At 68.6% G+C, this 19,764-nt stretch carries 13 protein-coding genes; 3 read left to right on the top strand and 10 right to left on the bottom strand.

The genetic code is table 11. The features are described 5' to 3' along the window. Positions 1-14 precede the first annotated feature (14 nt). Positions 15-1,070, top strand: coding sequence for an HTH-type transcriptional regulator GntR (gntR, locus tag ACG04R_RS04250; RefSeq protein ID WP_394406626.1), 1,056 nt, complete (start codon positions 15-17; stop codon positions 1,068-1,070). Between the two features lie 228 nt (positions 1,071-1,298). Here gntR and ACG04R_RS04245 read toward each other — a convergent pair whose 3' ends face one another. From ACG04R_RS04245 to ACG04R_RS04200, 10 genes are all read right to left on the bottom strand, one after another. Next, positions 1,299-3,629 carry a GH36-type glycosyl hydrolase domain-containing protein gene (locus tag ACG04R_RS04245; RefSeq protein ID WP_394406625.1) on the bottom strand — a complete coding sequence of 777 codons (2,331 nt, stop codon included), beginning with the start codon at positions 3,627-3,629 and terminating at the stop codon, positions 1,299-1,301. A gap of 4 nt (positions 3,630-3,633) precedes the next feature. After that, on the bottom strand, positions 3,634-4,983 hold the full coding sequence (locus ACG04R_RS04240; protein ID WP_394406624.1) for an MFS transporter: 1,350 nt from the start codon (positions 4,981-4,983) through the stop codon (positions 3,634-3,636). A gap of 4 nt (positions 4,984-4,987) precedes the next feature. Next, entirely contained in the window at positions 4,988-5,494 is a 507-nt protein-coding gene (locus tag ACG04R_RS04235; protein WP_394406623.1) for a gluconokinase, read from the bottom strand. Positions 5,495-5,593: 99 nt separating this feature from the next. Continuing rightward, entirely contained in the window at positions 5,594-6,493 is a 900-nt protein-coding gene (locus ACG04R_RS04230) for a hypothetical protein (RefSeq protein ID WP_394406622.1), read from the bottom strand. Positions 6,494-6,598: 105 nt separating this feature from the next. Further along, a complete protein-coding gene (locus ACG04R_RS04225) occupies positions 6,599-7,480 on the bottom strand; it encodes an aldo/keto reductase (RefSeq protein ID WP_394406621.1) in 882 nt (293 codons plus the stop codon). After that, positions 7,477-9,858, bottom strand: coding sequence for an alpha-amylase family glycosyl hydrolase (locus tag ACG04R_RS04220; RefSeq protein WP_394406620.1), 2,382 nt, complete (start codon positions 9,856-9,858; stop codon positions 7,477-7,479). The genes ACG04R_RS04225 and ACG04R_RS04220 overlap by 4 nt, the downstream gene beginning before the upstream one ends. Then, entirely contained in the window at positions 9,858-10,748 is an 891-nt protein-coding gene (malG, locus tag ACG04R_RS04215; RefSeq protein WP_394406619.1) for a maltose ABC transporter permease MalG, read from the bottom strand. Before malG ends, ACG04R_RS04220 begins: the two co-directional genes overlap by 1 nt. A gap of 2 nt (positions 10,749-10,750) precedes the next feature. Beyond that, positions 10,751-12,331, bottom strand: a complete 1,581-nt coding sequence (malF, locus tag ACG04R_RS04210) for a maltose ABC transporter permease MalF (RefSeq protein ID WP_394406618.1) — start codon at positions 12,329-12,331, stop codon at positions 10,751-10,753. After that, the gene (malE, locus tag ACG04R_RS04205; RefSeq protein WP_394406617.1) at positions 12,328-13,491 is read right to left on the bottom strand and encodes a maltose/maltodextrin ABC transporter substrate-binding protein MalE; all 1,164 of its coding nucleotides are present in this window, start codon (positions 13,489-13,491) and stop codon (positions 12,328-12,330) included. Before malE ends, malF begins: the two co-directional genes overlap by 4 nt. A gap of 155 nt (positions 13,492-13,646) precedes the next feature. After that, positions 13,647-14,768: an ABC transporter ATP-binding protein gene (locus ACG04R_RS04200; protein ID WP_394406616.1), complete on the bottom strand. Its 1,122-nt coding sequence runs from the start codon at positions 14,766-14,768 to the stop codon at positions 13,647-13,649. 289 nt (positions 14,769-15,057) lie between these two features. Here ACG04R_RS04200 and ACG04R_RS04195 point away from each other — a divergent pair, with 289 nt between their 5' ends. Both ACG04R_RS04195 and glgB read left to right on the top strand, forming a co-directional pair. Beyond that, positions 15,058-17,583 carry a glycogen/starch/alpha-glucan phosphorylase gene (locus ACG04R_RS04195; RefSeq protein ID WP_394406615.1) on the top strand — a complete coding sequence of 842 codons (2,526 nt, stop codon included), beginning with the start codon at positions 15,058-15,060 and terminating at the stop codon, positions 17,581-17,583. 2 nt (positions 17,584-17,585) lie between these two features. Further along, positions 17,586-19,763 carry a 1,4-alpha-glucan branching protein GlgB gene (gene glgB, locus ACG04R_RS04190; protein WP_394406614.1) on the top strand — a complete coding sequence of 726 codons (2,178 nt, stop codon included), beginning with the start codon at positions 17,586-17,588 and terminating at the stop codon, positions 19,761-19,763. Position 19,764 lies beyond the last annotated feature (1 nt).

The following is a 19,764-nucleotide window of genomic DNA, read 5'->3' as shown; positions in this document are numbered from 1 at the left end:
GATACCATGTAGTGATGAGCCGCACGCCGACTGCCCCGCCGACCCCGTCCACCACCGCCCGACGCACCCGCGCCACCGGCCGGGTGACGCTGGCCGACGTGGCGAGGGAGGCGGGCGTGAGCCCCATCACGGTATCGCGCGCGCTGCGCGGAGAGCGGGCCGTGGCGCAGGAGTTGTGCGAGCGCGTGCAGGCCGCCGCGACGGCCCTCGGCTACGTGCCGGACCCGGCCGCGCGCGCCCTGGCATCGAGCCGCAGCTCGCACGTCGCCGTGCTTATCCCCAAGCTCAGCAATACGCTGTTCGTCGAGTTGCTGGATGCCGTGCAGAACACGCTGGTGCCGGCCGGCTACCAGACGCTGATCGGCGTGACCCATTACGACGCCGGCGAGGAAGAGGCCGTGCTGCGCAGCTTCCTGGCGCATCGGCCAGCGGGGTTGATCGTGACCGGCAGCGACCGCAGCGAAGCGGCCAACGCGATGATCGAAGGCAGCGGCGTGCCCTGCGTGCGCGTCATGGAGGTCGGCGAGGAAGAGGGCGGCCACAGCGTCGGTTTCTCGCAGCGGGACGCCGGGCGGGCCATCACGCAGCAGTTGCTGGACAGCGGCCGCAGCCGCATCGCCTATGTGGCAGCACAGCTGGACCCGCGCACGCTGGAGCGCGGCGAGGGCTACGAGGCCGCGCTGGTGCAGGCCGGCCTGGCGGACCGCGTCAACAAGGTGCTGAGTGCCGAGCCGTCGTCGATGGCGCTGGGCGGCGCGCTGCTGGAGCGTGTGCTGCGCGAGGCGCCTGGCACTGACGCGATCTTCTTCTGCAACGACGACCTGGCCCAGGGCGCGCTGCTGGCCGCGCTGCGGCTGGGCATCGAGGTGCCTGGCAAGCTGGCGGTGGCGGGTTTCAACGACCTGCCGGGCAGCGACCAGATGGTGCCGCCGCTGACCACCGTGGCCACGCCGCGCCGCGAGATCGGCGAGCAGGCGGCGCAGATGCTGATGAAGCTGATGCGTGGCCAGCCGGTGGACACGCCGCACCTGGACCTGGGCTTCCAGGTCGTGCGGCGGGCGAGCTCGTGAGCCCCTCGCCCAGGCCGCCGCGCTGAACGCGGGCGGTCTGGTCGGTCTTGCAGACCGCGCAGCCGGCAGAGCGGCTGCTCTTCGGCAGGCACATCGCGCCCACTGGGCGCAATGTGTCCGGCCAAAGCCCCCGAGGGGACGGCGATACACGCGGCATCGAGCCGCGTGTACATCGCCTGACGGGCCGGCTTGGGAGCGGCCCGGCGCTCGGCCCGAATCCGTGGCGCCTCAGGCGATCTCGACTTCCAGGCGGTACTCGCGGCCGGCCTCGATGCGGCGCACCAGGCCGTCGGGCAGCGGCTGGCCGTTCAGCAACACCTTCGCCGTGCCGGTACGCCGCACGTTCAGATGGAAGCGCGCGCCGCGGAACTCGCGTTCGGCGTTCAGGTGGCTCCAGCCCGATGGCAGCTGCGGCTTCACGAGCAGGCCTTCGGCGTGGCCGCGCAGGCCGCACAGGCCTTCGATGACGCTGCGGTAGGCCCAGGCTGCCGTGCCGGTGTTGAACAGCTGGCTGGAGCGGCCGGCCGTGCGCGGATATTGCTGGTGCGCGCCGCGGTAGTAGTTGGGGATGAAGACCGGCAGCTGTCCACGCTGCAGCAGGTCAGCGTCGTCCGGCCCCGGGATCATGCGGCGCAGCGCGCTGTAGGCACGGTCGGCGTCGCCGATGTCGTACAGCGCATGGATGTAGAAGGCGGCGGCGTGGTTGTAGACGGCACCGTTCTCGGCCGAGCCCGGGTGCTTCTGCGTCACGCGGCCCACGTCATCGCGCATGCCGGGGTAGGGCGGGTTGAACATCGCGACGCCGTGCGGCGTCTCCAGCTGGGCGTCGATGGCGGCCAGCATTTTGCGGCGCTGCTCGTCGCTCGCGGCGCCGCCGAGCAGGGCCCAGGACTGCGGGTTCAGGTAGATGCGGCCGGCGGTGTCCGCCTTGACGCCGAAGACGACGCCGTCGTCCGTGATGCCGCGGGCGAACCAGTCGCCGTCCCACAGGTGCTGGTTGGCGGCGTCGTTGAGGTCCCGCGCGGCCGCGCGCCAGCGCGTGGCGGCGTCGGTTCGGCCCGCGTCGGCACAGATGCCGGCCCACAGCTTCATCGCGTAGGCCGCGGCCACCGTCAGCCAGCCCGACACGCCGCGGCCCTTGTAGCCCACCATGTTCATCGGGTCGCACCAGTCGCCCTGGGCGATGAAGCTGAGGCCGCGCGCATCGCGGTCCTGGTGCAGCCAGGCCATCGCGGCGTCCAGCCGCTCGGCGACGCTGAGTTCGCCCACCTGTTCGGACAGCAGCGCGTAATCGGCCGTTTCGTCCAAATAGGCCTGCAGGCAGACCGGCAGCCAGACGCAGTGGTCCGTGTGCGGCACCTGGTTGATGTACTTCAGCTCGGCGCCTTCGACGATGAGGATGCCGTCCGGCATGGAGCCGTTGGCGTGCTGCTGGCTCAGCGCGAGCAGCAGCGCGCTGCGGGTAACGGCGGGCGCGATGTAGGCCATGCCGAGGTTGTCCTGCAGGTAGTTGCGCGTCTGCGGGTCGGTGCTGAGGCGGTTGACGTCACCGTGATAGAAGACCTGGCGCGGCAGCCAGTGGTTGACGAAGCGGTCGAGGTCGGGGTCGGGCGTCTGGATGCGCAGGCAGCCGCGGCCGCGGTCGATGTAGTCGGCGTAGGCCGCGCGGGCGGCGGCGAAGCCGGCCTTGCCGAGGTAGGTCTGGCGGGTGCGGGCGATCTCGGCATCGTCCAGCGCAGGGCCGAACAGGAAGCGCAAGGTCTTGCCGTCGCCCGGCTCCAGCGACAGCCGGTACTGCACGCAGGCCGCGGGCGTCTCGTAACGGGCGTCGCCGCCGGCCAGCTGTTCCGCTTGCAGCGCGCTCGGCGCGTGCAGCCCGCCCTCGCCCTCGAAGGCAGCCTGGCGGGCCTCCCACGCGTCCGGCATGCGTTCGCAGAGGAAGTAGGTCTTGTCCTTGAGGTGCAGGTTCTTGAAGTGGTCGGCGACCTTCTGGTAGGGCGTCACGCTGCTGGCGACGATGCCGCCGAGGTCGGCCCGCCACTCGGCCGACTGGTTCATCCACGACATGTAGCCGATGGGGAAGTAGGGCACGACGCTGATGCGGCGCGCACGGCCTGACAGGTTGGTCACGCGCAGCTCCCACAGCTCGACGACGTCGTCGGTCGGCAGGCTCAGGCTCATCTCGACGCGCAGGCCCAGATGCTCGACGGTCCAGCCCAGCTCGTGCTTGCCGACCGTGAAACGGAACGCGTCGACCGGCGCGCGCACCGGCTCGTAGGGGACGGAGAACAGCTTGCCGCTGTCCTCGTCCTTCACGTAGACGAAGCGGCCGGGGTGGTGGGCGTAATACGCCTGCTCCGGCTGCATGAAGGTCTTGGCCTCCAGGTTGGGCGCGTGCGCGTACTTGGCCGGTTCGGGCTGCATGAACTGCGCGGTTGCATAGCCGCGGCAGGTGACCTGGATCATCATGCGGCGGTTCCACAGGAAGCCGCCGGCCTGGGGCATCGCGGTCGGGCTGCTCAGCTCGCAGCGCGAGCCGTCGTCGAAGTGGTGAAGCATGGCGTCAGACGGACGACTTGCGCGCGGCCAGATCGGCCTGGATGCGCGCCATCGTCGGGTTGTCGAGGGTGTAGAAGACCATCAGCACGGCGGCGATCAGTGTGAAGGCGGCCGGGATCACGGACATCAGCCAGACGATGCCGGCCTGCGAGTCGGCCGACTGCGCCGCGTTGGGCACATAGCCCAGCGCCGAGAACAGCGCGCCGATGACGGCCACGGCGACGGCCGTGCCGAGCTTCTGCGCGAACGAGCTGGCGGCGAACGTCATGCCGGTGGCACGGCGGCCGTGGCGCCATTCGTTGAAGTCGGCGCTGTCAGCCAGCATGGCGAACGACAGCGGCGACTTCGGCCCCAGCGCCAGGCCGAGCGCAATCTGCAAGGCGTACATCAGCACGATGTCGTCGGCGGGCACGAACAGGAAGGCGGTCGACAGCACGGTGGAGATCAGCATCAGGCCGATCATCAGCCGGCGCTTGTCGATGAAGCGCGTCAGCAGCGGCGTGCAGGCCGTGCCGGCCGCCGCGGCCAGCAGGTAGGCCGGCACGAAGCTGCCCAGCAACTCGGGCCGGTTGACGACGTATTTGAAGTAGTAGGCCGCGCTGGTCATGCGCAGCGTGATGCTGCCCATGATGATGAGCGCGAGGAAGAACAGCAGCACCCACGGGCGGTTGCTGCGCAAGTCCGCCAGGTCCTGCCGCACGCTGGACGGCTGCGCCTGCGGCGGCCGCACGCGCTCGGTCGTCGAGCGGAAGGTGATGGCGAAGATGACGGCAGCAGCGAGGCCCCAGAACGCCATCGTCAACGTCCAGCCCAGCGCGTGGTCGTTGCCGCCGAGCCAGGCCACCAGCCGGGGCGACGCGAACGTGACGAGCGTGCCGCCGGCGAAGCCGCAGACGAAGCGCGACGCGTTGATCGCGTTGCGCTCGCGCGCGTCGCCGGTGATGACACCCGACAGCGCGCTGTAGGGCAGGTTGACGCTGGTGTAGACCGTCATCAGCAGCAGGTAGGTCACGTAGGCCCAGGCCAGCTTGCCGGTCGGGCCGAAGTCGGGTGTCGAGTACGCCGCCACGCCGATGACGGCCAGCGGCAGCGGCATGAACAGCAGGTAGGGCCGGAACTTGCCCCAGCGCGTCTGCGTGCGGTCGGCGAAGGCGCCGATCATCGGGTCGGTGAAGGCGTTGAAGATCTTCACGACGAACAGCATCGTCGCCGCCGCCGCCGCGGTGATGCCGAAGGTGTCGGTGTAGAAGATCAGCAGGAAGGTCGAGATGTTGGTCCAGTAGAAGTTGAAGCCCATGTCGCCCAGGCCATAGCCGACGATCTCGCGTCGCGTGAGCGGCTTTTCGGGCTTCATCGCGTCAGCGCGGCGTGGCGAGCCAGTTGCAGACCTGGCCCTGCAGCACGTCCACGGACTTCATGCCGTCGAGGCGCATGACGCCGGCCTCGCCGACCGGCGACTCCAGCGTCTCGAACTGGCTGTCGACGAGGCTGGCGGCGAAGAAGTGCGCCGCGCGCGCCGACACGCGACGGCGCGCCTCGGCCTTGTCGATGTCGAGGAAGGCGAAGCGCAGCCCCGGCGAGGCCCGGCGCAGCTGGTCGCGGTAGGCGCGCTTCAGCGCCGAGCAGGTCACGATGAGGCCGGGGCGAAGGCACAGCTGCTCGCTGAGGCTGGCGAGCCAGCTGGCGCGGTCGTCGTCCGTCAGCGGTTCGCCCTGGGCCATCTTCTGGCGGCTGGCCTCGCTGTGGAACAGGTCGCCCTCCAGCCAGTGGCGGCCCAGCTGCTCCGCGACGGCCGCCGCGAGCGTGGATTTGCCGCAGCCGGCGACGCCCATGACGACGAGGGAGGCGGGAGCGGATGGAGTCATGGAGCGCGAAGCCGGTTTCTGGTTAGATTGGATAGCGCTATCCTAAATCAGTCTGGCGCATTGCCGATCCGTACTTCCCCGCAAGGGGCGAGTTGCCGCCTAGGCAGGCGGGAGGACATCGCCCGGCTGCAGCCACAGTTCGCGCCTCTGCAGCGGTGTCTCGCTTGGCAGCAGCGGGTTGCTGAGCTTCAGTACGCCCGCCGGCTTGACCGGGTGGGCCTTCAGCAGGGCGCCGAACTGCTCGCGGTGCAGTCGCTGGAAGCTGCCGTCCACGACAGCTGCCTCCAGCCCCGCCTTCAGCTCGGTGGCCAGCTCCGGCCGGCTGGGGCTGACGAACAGATAGGCCGCGGCCGGGTAGTGCAGCATCAGGTCGGGCGCGATGGCCAGCTCGGGGTAGCGGCCCCCGGCCATCTCGGCATCGATCTCGAGGATGGAGCGCGGGAAGTAGTCGATGCGCCCTGCGGCCAGCATGCGGAACAGGGCCTCGTAGACGCTGCTGGTGCCCACGCGCAGGCCGTTGGCGCGCAGCACGGTGGTGTCGGGCCAGTCATGGCCCTGGCCGGCGAGGCGGTCGCCCAGGTCCTTGAGGCTGCGAACGCGCGACCACTCCGGCAGTTCGCGGCGGCGCACCAGCAGCAGCCGCCAGCCCAGCAGGCCGCGGTCGATGGGGATGCGTACGGGCAGCAGGCCGCTGGCCTCGCGCAGCCGGTCGGTCATGGTCCACATCACGTCGATGGGGCTGTGACCGGCGGCCAGCTCGATGAGGGTGCGGCCCTGTGCCATGTCCAGGTCGACGTACTGCACCTCCCGGCGGCTACCGGCGCGGTTCAGTGCCAGCTCGACGATACGGCGCACGTAGGCCAGCTGCGGGTCGGGCATGCTGATGTGGCGGGGCAGCCGCACCGGCTCGTCTGGCTGCGCCCGCAGCGGCCTGCCAGCCAGCAACAGCGGCAGGGCCAGCAGCGGGCGGCGGCGCAGGGGTGGGGATGGCGGTGACACGGGTCGCATCATGCGTCAGCCGCGCGGGCTGCCGACGTCGGGTTCCCACCGGGTGGGGCGGCGCGAGCCTTCAGAGGCAGTGGTGGTGGCCTTGCGCTGCCAGCGTCAGATCAGCCCGGGCCACGCGTCGCCGCCGTGATGGTCGAAGGCGGAGCGGATCGCCAGCGCCAGTTCCGCAGGCAGCGGGCCGCGGGCAATGGACTCGAGGTTGCGGCGCAGGTTGGCCGGCTTGGCGGTGCCGACGATGGCGCTGGCGGCGCCGGTATGGAAGACGGCGAAGCGCAGGGCCACGTCGGCCCAGTCCTCGGCGCCGGTCAGCCCCATCGCGCGGAAGCGGTCCCAGTACTGGCCTTCGGCGAAGTCTCCCGGCCGCTGCAGGTGGCGCCAGACCGCGCCGGCCAGCGGGCGCTTGGCGATGACGCCGATGCCGGCGTGGTCGGCCAGGGCGGCGCGCGTGCGCAGGTGGGCCTGGTCGCACAGGCTGATGGAGGTCTGCAGGCTGCCGAAGGCGCGGCTGGCGATGGCGAAATCGATCTCGGCGTTGTCGCCCGAGTAGGCCGCCACGCGCAGCTTGCCGGCGGTGCGGCAGTCGGCCAGCGCGCGGATCATGTCGCCGTGCTGCAGCACCGGCAGCGGGCAGGAGTGCAGGTGGACGATGTCGAGCACGTCGGTCTTCATCAGCCGCAGCGCGCGCTCGACGCCGCCGACGATGCACTCGTAGGTCCAGTCCGCCACGCCGTCGACGCCGTAGCCGACCTTGGTCGACAGCACGAACTCCGCGCGGCGTGCGCTGAGGTGGCGGCCTATGCGCTCCTCGCTGAGCCCGTAGCCGCGAGCGGTGTCGATGAGGGTGATGCCCTCGTCCAGCACGCGGTTGAGCAGGGCGCCGGCCTCAAGCTCGGTCGTGCGCTCGTCGTTGATGTGCATCGCGCCAAAGCCGAGGGCCGAGACGCGCAGGCCGGTGTGGCCGAGAGGATTGAGGATCATGGGGTGACGAGGACGCGGCCGAACAGCGGCGGCACGGTGAGCTGGACCTGGCCGTCCTTCACGGCGACGGCCTTGCCGCCTAGCGCGTCGCGCAGCCGCGTGGCGGGGAAGGGCAGGTCGACGGTGACGGTGCGGGGCCGGGTGCTGTTGTTGGTGGCGGTGACGGCCCAGGTGGCGCCGTCCTGGCGGGCCAGCACGACGACGTGCTCGTCCAGCAGCAGTGGTGCGCTCAAGGAGCCGTGGCGCAGCACCGGCAGGTCGTGGCGCAGCTTCGTCAGGCGCTTGAAATCGGCCAGCAATTGCTCGTCGGGCTTGCCGCCCTCGTCGGCCCAGGGATAAGGTGCGCGGTTGTAGGGATCGTCGCCGCCGCCCAGGCCCACTTCGTCGCCGTAGTAGATCGTCGGCGAGCCGGGGTAGGTCATCTGGAAGAACACGGCCAGGCGCAGCCGGCGCTTGGCCAGAACAAGGTCGCTGTCCTCTCCGAGGTGGTGCAGCGCCCGCGGCTGGTCATGCGTGGACAGCAGGTTCATCAGCGCGTAGAGCGTCTGCGGCGGGTAGGCCTCGCGGATCAGCTCCAGGTTGGCATAGGTGCGGGTTGCGGGCTGGCCGGCGGCGTAGTCCAGCACGGCGTTGCGGAAGATGTAGTTCATGACGCTGTCGAACTCGTCGCCGAGGAGGAACTTGCTGGCGTCGAACCAGGTCTCGGCCACTGTCAGCGCGTCGGGCTTCGTGGCCTTTACGGCCCGGCGCCACTCGCGCCAGAAGTCGTCCGGTATCCACGGCGCCACGTCCATGCGCCAGCCGGCGGCACCGCGGTCCAGCCAGAGCTTGGTGACGGAGTCCTTGTCGCCGTAGGCGAAGGCGCGGAAGGACGGGCTGCTCTTGTCGATCTCCGGCAGATCCGTCACGCCCATCCAGCCCTGGAACTGCTTGTCGGGGTCGGTCTCTTCGGGCTTGAACTTGAACCAGCTCGCGTAGGGTGAGTCGGGGTTGATCTTGCCGCCGTCGAACGCGCCGCCTGCGGGAAAGTTCGAGAAACGGTTGAAGTACGGCGAGTCTGCGCCGACGTGGTTCAGCGACGTGTCGGGGATGACGCGGATGCCGCGCCTGGCGGCCTCGGCGCACAGCCGCTCGAAGTCGGCGTCGGTGCCGAAGGCCGGGTCGATGTGCTTGTAGTCGGCCGCGTCGTACTTGTGGTTGCTGGGCGCGCGGAACACGGGCGTGAGGTAGATCGCGTTGGCGCCCACGCTCTTGATGTAGTCGAGCTTGGTCGTGACGCCCTGCAGGTCACCGCCGAAGAAGTCGTTGTTGTAGAGCGCGTCCGACCCGTCCCCCTTTTCTCCAGGTCCAGCGGGCTTGAACGGTTTCTCGTTCCACGTCGCGTGGCGCTCGACGTCGCGGTCCTGGTAGCGGTCCTGCGACCGGCCGCCGCCGGGGCGCGGGTCGTTGCGCTTGTCGCCGTTGCGAAAGCGCTCGGGGAAGACGTAGTAGTAGACGACGTCGCGCGCCCAGGCGGGCACCTGGAAGTCGGGCGCGTAGATGGTCTGCCGGTAGCGGCGCACCTGGCTCAGGTTCCTGGGCAGGCGGGCGAGGGCGGCCACGCCCATCGAGCCCTTCTCGCGCGTCCAGTAGACGGTGTCGGCGTTGTTCTGCAGCGCGTAGCGGCCCTCGGCGGTCTCGATCTCGAACCAGTAGCCGTAGACGCCGATGTCCTGGAAGCGGTAGCTCGCCGAGAAGCCCGTGCCCAGGCCGTGGGGCGCCGGCGTCATCGCGATGCGCGCCAGCGGCGCATAGGCGAGCTGCTGCTGGTCGCCCACCAGGCTGCGGCGCTCGATGACCAGCGTCGCGCTCTTCAGGCCGGGCACGTCGTTGCCGATGCTGAAGCGGATCTCGCTGCCGGCGGGCTGGGCGCCGAAGGGCTGCTTGGCTTCGAGGTCGCGCGAGTCGAACCGGGTCGTCAGCGCGGCGCGGTCGGTGATGGGGCGGGGCGGCGTGGGCTTGAAGGTCTGCGGGCCGATGTCCAGGTGCGGCTGGCCTTGCGCGTCGAAGCTCAGCCGCAACGTGTGCTCGCCGTGGAAGTCCCGCCGCAGGTTGGCCGGCCCGCCGCGGGTGAGCAGGCCGGCAGCGTCGCCGCCAAAGGTGAGGCGCGCCGTCCAGTCCTCGTCGGCGATCTTGAACTCCTGCGTGCCCTGGGCCTTGAGGTTCAGGTAGTAGGCATCGCAGCGGTACTCGAAGGCCTGCTCCTCGGCGGCGGCCCAGCTGTTCAGCGCGCCGCGCAGGTAGAGCGTGACGTTGCCCAATGCCGGCTCGACGCAGGCGGCCTGTGCCGGCGAAACGAGCGCGAGCAGCGTCGCGCACAGGGCGATGAATCGCGTCATCAGCCCTTCACGCCACCTGCGGTGAGGCCGGAAACGATCCAGCGCTGCGCGAGCAGGAAGACCAGTGTGATCGGCAGTCCGGACAGCACGGCCGCGGCGGCGAAGTCGCCCCACAGGAAACGCTGGTCGTGCAGGAAGTATTTCGACCCGACGGCGAGCGTGAGGTTGCCTTCCTCGCGCAGCAGCACGCTGGCCACCGGGTACTCGATGATGGTGCCGATGAAGGCCAGCACGAAGACCACCATCAGGATGGGTACAGCCATGGGCAGCAGCACGCGCGAGAAGGCCTGCCAGTGCGTCGCACCGTCGACCTTGGCGTTCTCCTCGATCTCGACCGGGATGGTCTCGAAGTAACCCTTGATCGTCCACACATGCGTGCCGATGCCGCCGAGGTAGGCGAGCACGAGGCCGGCATGTGTCTCGATGCCCAGGGCCGGCACGTAGTTGCCGATGGTCTCGAAGATGGCGTAGATGGCCACCAGCGCCAGCACGGGCGGGAACATCTGCAGCAGCAGCATGCCGTTGAGCACCGGCTTGCTGAGGCTGAACTTCAGCCGCGCGAAGGCGTAGGCCGCGGTCGTCGAGATGGCGACGATGAGGAAGGCCGAGGCGGTGGCGACCTTGATCGAGTTCCACAGCCAGGTCAGCACAGGGAAGGGCGGCTGCACGAGGCTGCCGTCGGCCGCCTGGTAGGGGATGCCCAGCGCCAGCTGCCAATGCTCCAGGCTGATCTGCGTCGGGATCAGGCTGCCGGTGGCGAAGTTGCCCGGGCGCAGCGAGATGGACACGACCGCGAGCAGCGGGAACAGCGTGATCGCGATGAAGACCCACATCACGGCATGCGCCGTGAACGTGCGCCAGCGGGCTTGTTTGCCGAGGACGATGGCCATGATTACTTCTGAGCTTTCGCGCTGAGGCGCAGGTTGATCAACGACAGCGCCGCGACGAGGAAGAAGATCAGCGTCGAGATCGCCGCGGCGAGGCCGAAGTCGGAGCCTGAGTCGCGGAAGGCGATGCGGTAGGTGTAGCTGACGAGGATGTCGGTCTGGCCTGCCGGCAGCTTGGTGGACAGGAAGTCCGGCCGGCCGTCGGTCAGCAGCGCGATCAGCACGAAGTTGTTGAAGTTGAACGCGAACGCGCTCACCAGCAGCGGCGCCAGCGGCTTGATGATGAGCGGCGCGGTGATCTTCAGGAAGTTGGTCGCCGGGCCGGCACCAGCCAGCGCCGAGGCTTCGTAGAGGTCCGCGGGGATGGACTTCAGCAGCCCGGAGCACAGGATCATCACGTAGGGGTAGCCCAGCCAGACGTTGACGATGACGAGCATCGTCTTGGCCAGGAACGGGTCGGCGAACCATGCCGGCTTGACACCCACCAGCGCGTCCAGGATGGCGTTGATCTCGCCGAAGTTCTGGTTGAACAGGCCCTTGAACACGAGGATGGAGATGAAGCCGGGCACCGCGTACGGCAGGAACAGCAGCGTGCGGTAGGTGGTGCGAAAGCGCATGCCCTCCCAGTTCAGCATCACGGCGAACAGCATGCCGATGGCCGTGGCGAAGAACACCGTCAGCGCCGAGAACACGACCGTCCACGTGAAGATGGACAGGAAGGGGCCGCGGAACTCGGCGTCGAACAGCATGCGGGCGTAGTTGCCCACGCCGATGAAGGCCTTGAAGCCGGGCTGCAGCGTCTCGCCGGCGGCGGACTGGAAGAAGCCGGTGTTGCGGTCGGGCTTGAAGACCACACCGTCGGCGGTGCGCGTCAGGCTGTCGTCGGCATTCGCCGTCCACTGCGGCTTGATGGGGCCGAACTCGCGCAGGCCGAGGTAGTGCAGCTCGGTCTTGTCGGGCAGCACGAGCACCAGCTTGCCGAGCGCGTCGCGGTGCCTGATGAGTTCAGGCAAGGGCAGGGCGGTGCCCGACGCCGTCGTGGCGTCTGCGGCGCTCATGTCGACGCGCAGGTCCTTGCCGGCGCGCAGCGCGAGCGGCGGCGACACCCAGCGTGGCGCGGCCTCGCCGTCCGCGTTCAGCACGAGGCGGTACTCGGCGCCGCTGGCGTGCAGGCTGTAGCCCAGCACCTGGTCTTCGACGGCGTCGTGCTGCTCCAGCAGGTATTCGCGCACGCGGCCCTCGCCGAGCAGGTGGGTGCTGGAGTAGTTCGTGAAGCCGATCTGCGCGGTGTAGACCAGCGGGAAGGCGATGAAGATGAGCATGCCGGCCAGGCCGGGGAACAGGTAGCGCCACGCGAAGCCGCCGCGGCTGAGATACACGTAGAAGCCGGCCGCGAGCAGCACCAGCAGGCCCGTGGCCCAGGCGACCTGGCCGGTCGCGTAGACGACGAAGACGAAGTACAGCGCGCCGACGACGAGCGCCGCGACGGCGGGCCAGTACAGCCACCTGGCGAGCTTCTCGATCAGTGTCGGTGGCAGCGTCGAGTAGCTGCCTTGTCCGAGCATGGAAGTGGTGGCAGCGTTCATTTGTTCAGCAGCATCCGTGCGGCGGCGCCGTCCAGCGCGTCCTTCGGGGATTGCAGTCCGTTCGTGATGGCTTCCAGCGCCGCGTCCATCGCGGTCCAGAAGCGGCCCACCTCGGGGATGTTCGGAATCGGCGCACCGTTGCGTGCGTTGGTCATGCTCGCCGCGATCAGCGGGTTCACCGACAGCTCGGCGTAGAAGGCCTTGTTGGCCGGCACGCCGATAGGGACGTCGGCATCCAGCACCTTCAGGGCCTCGGGGCGCATCAGGTGGTTCTCGATGAACTCCTTGGCGATGTCCTTGTTCTTGCTGGGCGCCGAGATCATGCAGCCCAGCACGCCGACGAAGCTCTTGCTCGGCTTGCCGGGAACGACGGCCGGGATGGGGGCGACGCCGAAGTCGATCTTGGCGCGCTTGGCGTTGTCCCAGGCCCAGGGGCCGGAGATCATCATGGCCACCTCGCCGCGGGCGAAGGCGGATTCCATCTCGGCGTAGTTGGCACCCTTGGGCATGTGGCCGCCCTTGATGAGGCGGTCGATGACCTGTGCGCCGGCCAGCGCGCCGGCGTTGTTGACGTCGACCTGCCGCGGATCGAAGTCGCCCTGCGCATCACGGCCGAAGATGACGCCGCCGGGGCCGGCCAGCACCGGCCAGCTGAAGAAGCTCTTGTTGTAGTGCCAGAGGATGGCGTGCTTGCCCTGTTGGGCGAGCCGCTTGTCGAGTTCGATCACCTCGTCCCACGTGGCGGGCGGCTTGGGGACGAGGGCCTTGTTGTAGATGAGGCCGGTTGTCTCGATGGCCAGCGGGTAGCCCCAGATGCGGCCGCGGTAGGTCATGGCTGTCCAGGCCTGGTCCTCGACCTCGGCCTTCAGCCTGGCTGACGGGCGCAGCGGCGTCAGCAATCCGGCCTTGGCCCATTCGCCGACGCGGTCGTGCGGCCAGCAGAAGATGTCCGGCCCCTTGCCGGCGCCAGCGGCCTGCTGGAACTTGTCGGTCACATCCACCGGGTGCTCGACGACGACCTTGACGCCCGAGACTTTCTCGAACGCATTGCCCACCTTCTGCAGGCCGTTGTAGGCCTTGTCGCCGTTGATCCAGACGAGCAGCCTGGGCGTGTCGGCGAGGGCTGGCGCCGCGAGGCATAGAGACGTCAAAAGCGCCAAGGTGGCCTTCTTCTTCGGGCCGAGCGCCGGGCCGCTCCCAAGCCGGCCCGCCGGGCGATGTGCGTGACGGTCGATCCGGCACGCATCGCCGTCCCCTCGGGGGACCGACCGGGCGCGCCCGCGTTCAGCGGTGCGGGACTGGGCGAGGGGCGCCATCATGCCGACAGCTCCGGCGCGGCCAGGCGACGCAGCGCGTTGCCGTCGGTGTCGAACACATACAGCGCCTGCGGCGGCAGGTGCAGCGCGAGGTCCTGGCCGCTGCGCAGGCGGTCGGTGCCGTTGCGGCCCTCGAACTGGCAGGTCAGCGGCTCTTCCAGTCCGGGGTAGGGGCAGTAGGCGAAGGTCAGGCCGCCCAGCGACTCGACGAAGGCCACGGTGCTGTGCAGCAGGTTGCCATCGCCGCCCTGGCGGATGTGCTCGGGGCGCACGCCCAGCGTCACCTTGTCGCCCACCTTGGCGGCGCCGCCGTCCACCAGCGCGCGCAGTTGCACGTCGCCGCCAGTCAGCTTGATGTCCACATGACCCGGCTCGGTCGCGGCGATCTCGCCGGCGATGAAGTTCATCTTGGGGCTGCCGATGAAACCCGCCACGAACAGGTTGCGTGGATGCTCGTACAGCTCCAGCGGCGAGCCGACCTGCTCCACCTTGCCGGCCGACAGCACGACGATGCGGTCGGCCAGCGTCATGGCCTCCACCTGGTCGTGCGTCACATAGATCATCGTGGTCTTGAGGTCTTCGTGCAGCTTGGCGAACTCGTAGCGCATGCGCACGCGCAAGGCCGCGTCGAGGTTGGACAGGGGCTCGTCGAACAGGAAGACCTCGGGCTTGCGCACGATGGCCCGGCCGATCGCCACGCGTTGGCGCTGGCCGCCGGAGAGGTCCTTGGGCTTGCGGTCCAGAAGATGCTCGATGTGCAGGATCTTGGCAGCGGCCCGCACGGCCGTCTCGATCTCGGCCTTCGGCACCTTGGCCAGCTTCAACCCGAACGCCATGTTGTCGAACAGGTTCATGTGCGGGTAGAGCGCGTAGGACTGGAACACCATGGCAATGCCGCGCTCGGCCGGTGGCACGTCGTTGACGACGCGGCCGCCGATGGTCAGCTCGCCGCCGGTGATCTCTTCCAGCCCGGCGATGGAGCGCAGCAGCGTGCTCTTGCCGCAGCCCGACGGGCCCACGAACACCATGAACTCGCCGTCGCGGATCTCCAGGTCGATGCCGTGCAGGATGCGGATGTCGCCATAGGCTTTCTCCACGCCGGTCAGTCGAACGTCTGCCACTTCTAACCTTTCTGTCGCCGGGTGTTTGGGGCCGGCCTGTCTCACCAAATCGGGCTCAAATTTCTCGTCTTTGCCCGTCTTTGTAGACAATATACATTGTCATGAAGGTCGGCAACAACAGAGATTGCTCGCTTTTGTTGACATGAATTCATTGCAAATCAACGATTTACAAATAGAACCGGGTTTTCCCGATGTAGTCAAACTACACAACGGGCCGGAGCTGCCCGATACTTCGGGCGTCGCTGCTATCCGGTAGCATTCTTGTCCTCGTCGCCGAGGGCTGGCACTGATGAACACCCGAACCCGCCTCAGCTCCTCGCTGACCGTTGAACGTACTTCCAAGGCCACTGCGATGAAGCCGTCCGCCGCTCCTGCCGTCTCTGCTGAAACCAAGGCCTTGCGCGCCGCTTTCGAGACCGCCTACGAGCGCGAACTGTCCCAATCCAGCCATGGCGCGACGCCGCAGGCGGCGTTGCATGCCGCAGCCATTGCCTGTCGCGAGACGCTCGCCCGTCGCTGGGCAAAGACACAGGCCGAAGACGCCAAGCGTGGCGACAAGGCGCCCGTGCGCCGCGTGCACTACCTGTCGATGGAATTCCTGATGGGCCGTGCGCTGTCCAACGCGCTGGCGGCACTGAAGCTGACCGAGCCGCTGGAGGCCAAGCTGGCCGAGCAGGGCCAGTCGCTGGGCGACGTGCTGGAGCGCGAACCCGATGCAGCCCTGGGCAACGGCGGTCTGGGCCGGCTGGCAGCGTGCTTCCTGGACTCGTTCGCCGAGCTGGAACTGCCGTCGTTCGGCTACGGTCTGCGCTACCGCTACGGCACGTTCGCGCAGGTCATCCAGCAGGGGCGCCAACTGGAGCAGCCCGACGACTGGACGCGCAACAGCCCCGCCTGGGAGCTGCCGCGCCACGACGTGCGCTTCCATGTCGGCTTCGGTGGCCGTGTGGAGGTGGATGCCTCGGGCGTGCGTCGCTGGCAGCCGGCCGAGGAGATCGAGGCGCAGGCCTTCGACTTCATCGTGCCCGCCCACCACAGTGACCGCGTCTCCACGCTGCGTCAGTGGCAGGCCACGGCCGCGCCCATCGCGTTCAAGCCGTTCTGCGAAGGCGACTACGCCCGCGCCGCGCGCCACCAGGTGCTGGCCGATGCGCTGAACTGGGTGCTCTACCCGGACGACTCCACCGAGCAGGGCCGCGAGCTGCGCCTGAAGCAGGAGGCCTTCCTCGTCAGCGCGTCGCTGCAGGACCTGATCGCGCGCCACCTGCGCGAGTTCGGCTCGTTGCACGACCTGGGCAAGACCAACGCCATCCACCTCAACGACACGCATCCCGCGCTGGCCCCCGCCGAGCTGATGCGCCTGCTGCTGGACGAGCACGGCCTGGGCTGGGACGAGGCCTGGAAGATCACGCGCCAGGCGGTGGCCTACACCAACCACACGCTGATGCCGGAGGCGCTGGAGACCTGGCCGGTGCGCATGTTCGAGCACCTGCTGCCGCGTCATCTGGAAATCATCTACGAGATCAACCAGCGTTTCCTGGACGAACTGAAGGCGCGCTTCCCCGGCGACGATGCGCTGGCCGCACGCGTTTCGCTCATCGACGAAGGCCACCACGGCAGCGAGCGCCGCGTGCGCATGGCGTCGCTCGCGCTGGTCGCGTCGCACCGCGTTAACGGTGTCGCCGCGCTGCACTCCGAGCTGATGGTGCAGACCATCTTTGCCGACTACGCCCGCATCTGGCCGGACCGCTTCCACAACGTCACCAACGGCGTCACGCCGCGCCGCTGGCTGCAGCAGGCCAACCCGGCGCTGTCCAGCCTGCTGGACAGCCGCATCGGCGACGGCTGGCGCAAGAACCTGGCGGAGCTGGGCGAGTTGGCGCCGCTGGCGGCCAACCGCGAGCTGGGTGCTGAGTTCCTGGCCGTCAAGCGCGCCAACAAGGAGCGCCTGGCCGCAGTGATCCGCCGCGAGCTGGGCATCTCGGTCAATGTCGACAGCCTGTTCGACATCCAGATCAAGCGCATCCACGAGTACAAGCGCCAGCTGCTGAACCTGCTGCACGTCATCGCCCGCTACCAGGCGATCCGCGACAACCCCGATGCGAACTGGGTGCCGCGCACGGTCATCATTGCCGGCAAGGCCGCCTCGGCCTACCAGATGGCCAAGAGCATCGTGCGCCTGGCGCACGACGTTGCTCGCGTCATCAACAGCGACCCGCGCGTGGGCGACAAGCTCAAGCTCGTCTTCCTGCCCAACTACAGTGTCACGCTGGCCGAAAGCATCATCCCGGCGGCCGACCTGTCCGAGCAGATTTCGACGGCCGGCACCGAGGCCTCGGGCACCGGCAACATGAAGTTCGGCATGAACGGCGCGGTCACGATCGGCACCTGGGACGGCGCCAACATCGAGATGGCCGAGGCCATGGGCGTGGAGAACATGTTCGTGTTCGGCCTGCGCGCGGATGCCGTCGCCAAGATCAAGCAGCTGGGCTACGACCCGCGGCTGTATGTCGAAGAGAATCGCCAGCTCAAGCGCGTCATCGACGCCATCTCGGCCGGTGTCTTCAGCAATGGCGACACCGAGCGCTATCGCAGCCTCGTCGACAGCCTGCTGCATCGCGACGTGTACCTGCTGATGGCCGATTTCGCCGATTACGTCGCCACCCAGGCCAAGGTCGACACGTTGTTCGCCGACCGTACTGCCTGGGCCGAACGCGCACTGCGCAACATCGCTGGCATGGGCCCGTTCTCGTCCGATCGCACGATCGCCGAGTATGTGGACCGTGTCTGGTCCGTGAAGAGTTTGAACACCTGACGATGCTCACAGACGCCGACCTCGACGCCCTTCTCGCAGGCCGCCACGCCGACCCCTTCGCTCGGTTGGGCCTTCACGCGGACGACAGTGGTCGGCTGTGGGTGCGTGTGCTGCTGCCCGGGGCGTCTGAGGTCGGGCTGCTGGATGCCGGCAGCAAGAAGCACATCGTCGATCTTGGCCAGCGTCGCCCCGGCTTTTTCGAAGCCCAGGTACCGCGCCGCAAGCACCGCTTCGACTACCGGCTGGCTGTGCGCTGGGCCGGGGGCGGGGAAGGCGTCTACGCCGACCCGTACAACTTCTACCCGCAGCTCAGTGATGAGGAGCTGAAGGCGCTGGCCGAGGGCCGCAACTTCCGCCCCTTCCTGAGCCTGGGCGCTCACCTCGTGCAGTACGGTGATGTCAGCGGCGTGCGCTTCGCCGTCTGGGCGCCCAACGCGAAGCGCGTCAGCGTCGTCGGCAACTTCAACAACTGGGACGGCCGCCGCCACCCGATGCGGCTGCGGCACATGGCCGGCGTGTGGGAGATCTTCGTGCCACACGCGGGCGAGGGCGATCTCTACAAGTTCGAGATCGTCTCCGGCAACGGCACGCTGCTGCCGCTGAAGGCCGACCCCTACGCCCGCCGCGCCCAGCTGCGGCCGGACAACGCCAGCATCGTGGCTCCCTTGCCCGAACCGACAGCGCTGCCCCGCCAGCGCGAGCGTGCCAACCGGCGCGAGTCGGCCATCAGCGTCTACGAGGTGCATGCGGCGTCGTGGCGCCGCCCGCTGACCGGCGAGTTCCCGACCTGGGATGAGCTGGCCGAGCAACTGCCGGCCTACGTGGCCGACCTGGGCTTCACGCACCTGCAGCTGATGCCCATCAGCGAGCACCCGTTCGACGGCTCCTGGGGTTACCAGACGCTGGGCATGTACGCGCCCAGCGCCCGCTTCGGCCCGCCCGAGGGTTTCGCTCGTTTCGTGAAGGCCTGCCACGACGCGGGCCTGGGTCTGTTGCTGGACTGGGTGCCCGCGCACTTCCCGATGGACGCGCACGGCCTGGCCGAGTTCGACGGCACGCGCATCTACGAGTACGCCGACCCCAAGGAAGGCTTCCACCGCGACTGGAACACGCTGATCTACAACTTCGGCCGCACCGAGGTGCGCCAGTTCCTGATCGGCAGCGCGCTGTACTGGATCGAGCGCTGGGGCGTGGATGGCCTGCGCGTGGACGCTGTCGCCAGCATGCTCTATCGCGACTACTCGCGGCCTGCCGGCGAGTGGATTCCCAACATCCGCGGTGGCCGCGAGAACCTCGAAGCCATCTCGATGCTGCGCGAGATGAACGAGCATGTCGGCGAGATCGAAGGCGCGATCACCGTGGCCGAGGAAAGCACCAGCTTCCCCGGCGTCTCGGCGCCCACGTACGCGGGCGGCCTGGGCTTTCACTACAAGTGGAACATGGGCTGGATGAACGACACCTTGCGCTACATGGCCGAGGACCCGATCAACCGCCGCTGGCATCACGACAAGATGACCTTCGGCCTGATCTACGCGTTCAGCGAGAACTTCATGCTGCCGATCTCGCACGACGAGGTCGTGCACGGCAAGGGCTCGATGCTTTCCAAGATGCCGGGCGACGACTGGCAGAAGTTCGCCAACCTGCGCGCCTACTACGGCTTCATGTGGGGCCATCCCGGCAAGAAGCTGCTGTTCATGGGCCAGGAGTTCGCGCAGCGCAACGAGTGGAACCATGCCGAGGGCCTGCCCTGGGGCCTGCTGGAGGACGACCGCCACGCGGGCGTGCAGCGCCTGGTGCGCGACCTCAACAAGCTCTACCGCGAGCAGTCCGCACTGCACCGGCTGGACTGCGAGGCCGGCGGCTTCGAGTGGATCAGCGCGCACGACGCCGAGCATTCCATCTACGCCTGGGTGCGCCGCGACGGCACGGGCCGCATGGTCATCGTCGTCTGCAACATGACGCCGGTGCCGCGCGAGGGCTACTCGCTGGGCGTGCCCGACGGCGTGACGGCCTGGAAGGAAGCGCTCAACACCGATTCGGCCTACTACGGTGGCAGCAACATGGGCAACGGCGTCGCCGCCGCCGGCCTGCCGGTGCAGGCCCAGCCGGCGCATGGCAAGCGCCTGTCCATCACGATCAACCTGCCACCCCTGGCCACGCTTTTCTTCGTCCCGATCTGAA

Source organism: Pelomonas candidula (assembly GCF_043555985.1).
In the GTDB taxonomy this organism is placed as follows: Bacteria; Pseudomonadota; Gammaproteobacteria; order Burkholderiales; family Burkholderiaceae_C; genus Pelomonas; species Pelomonas candidula.
Note: the sequence above shows the minus strand (reverse complement) of the source record. Positions and strands in the feature narration are given on the sequence as shown.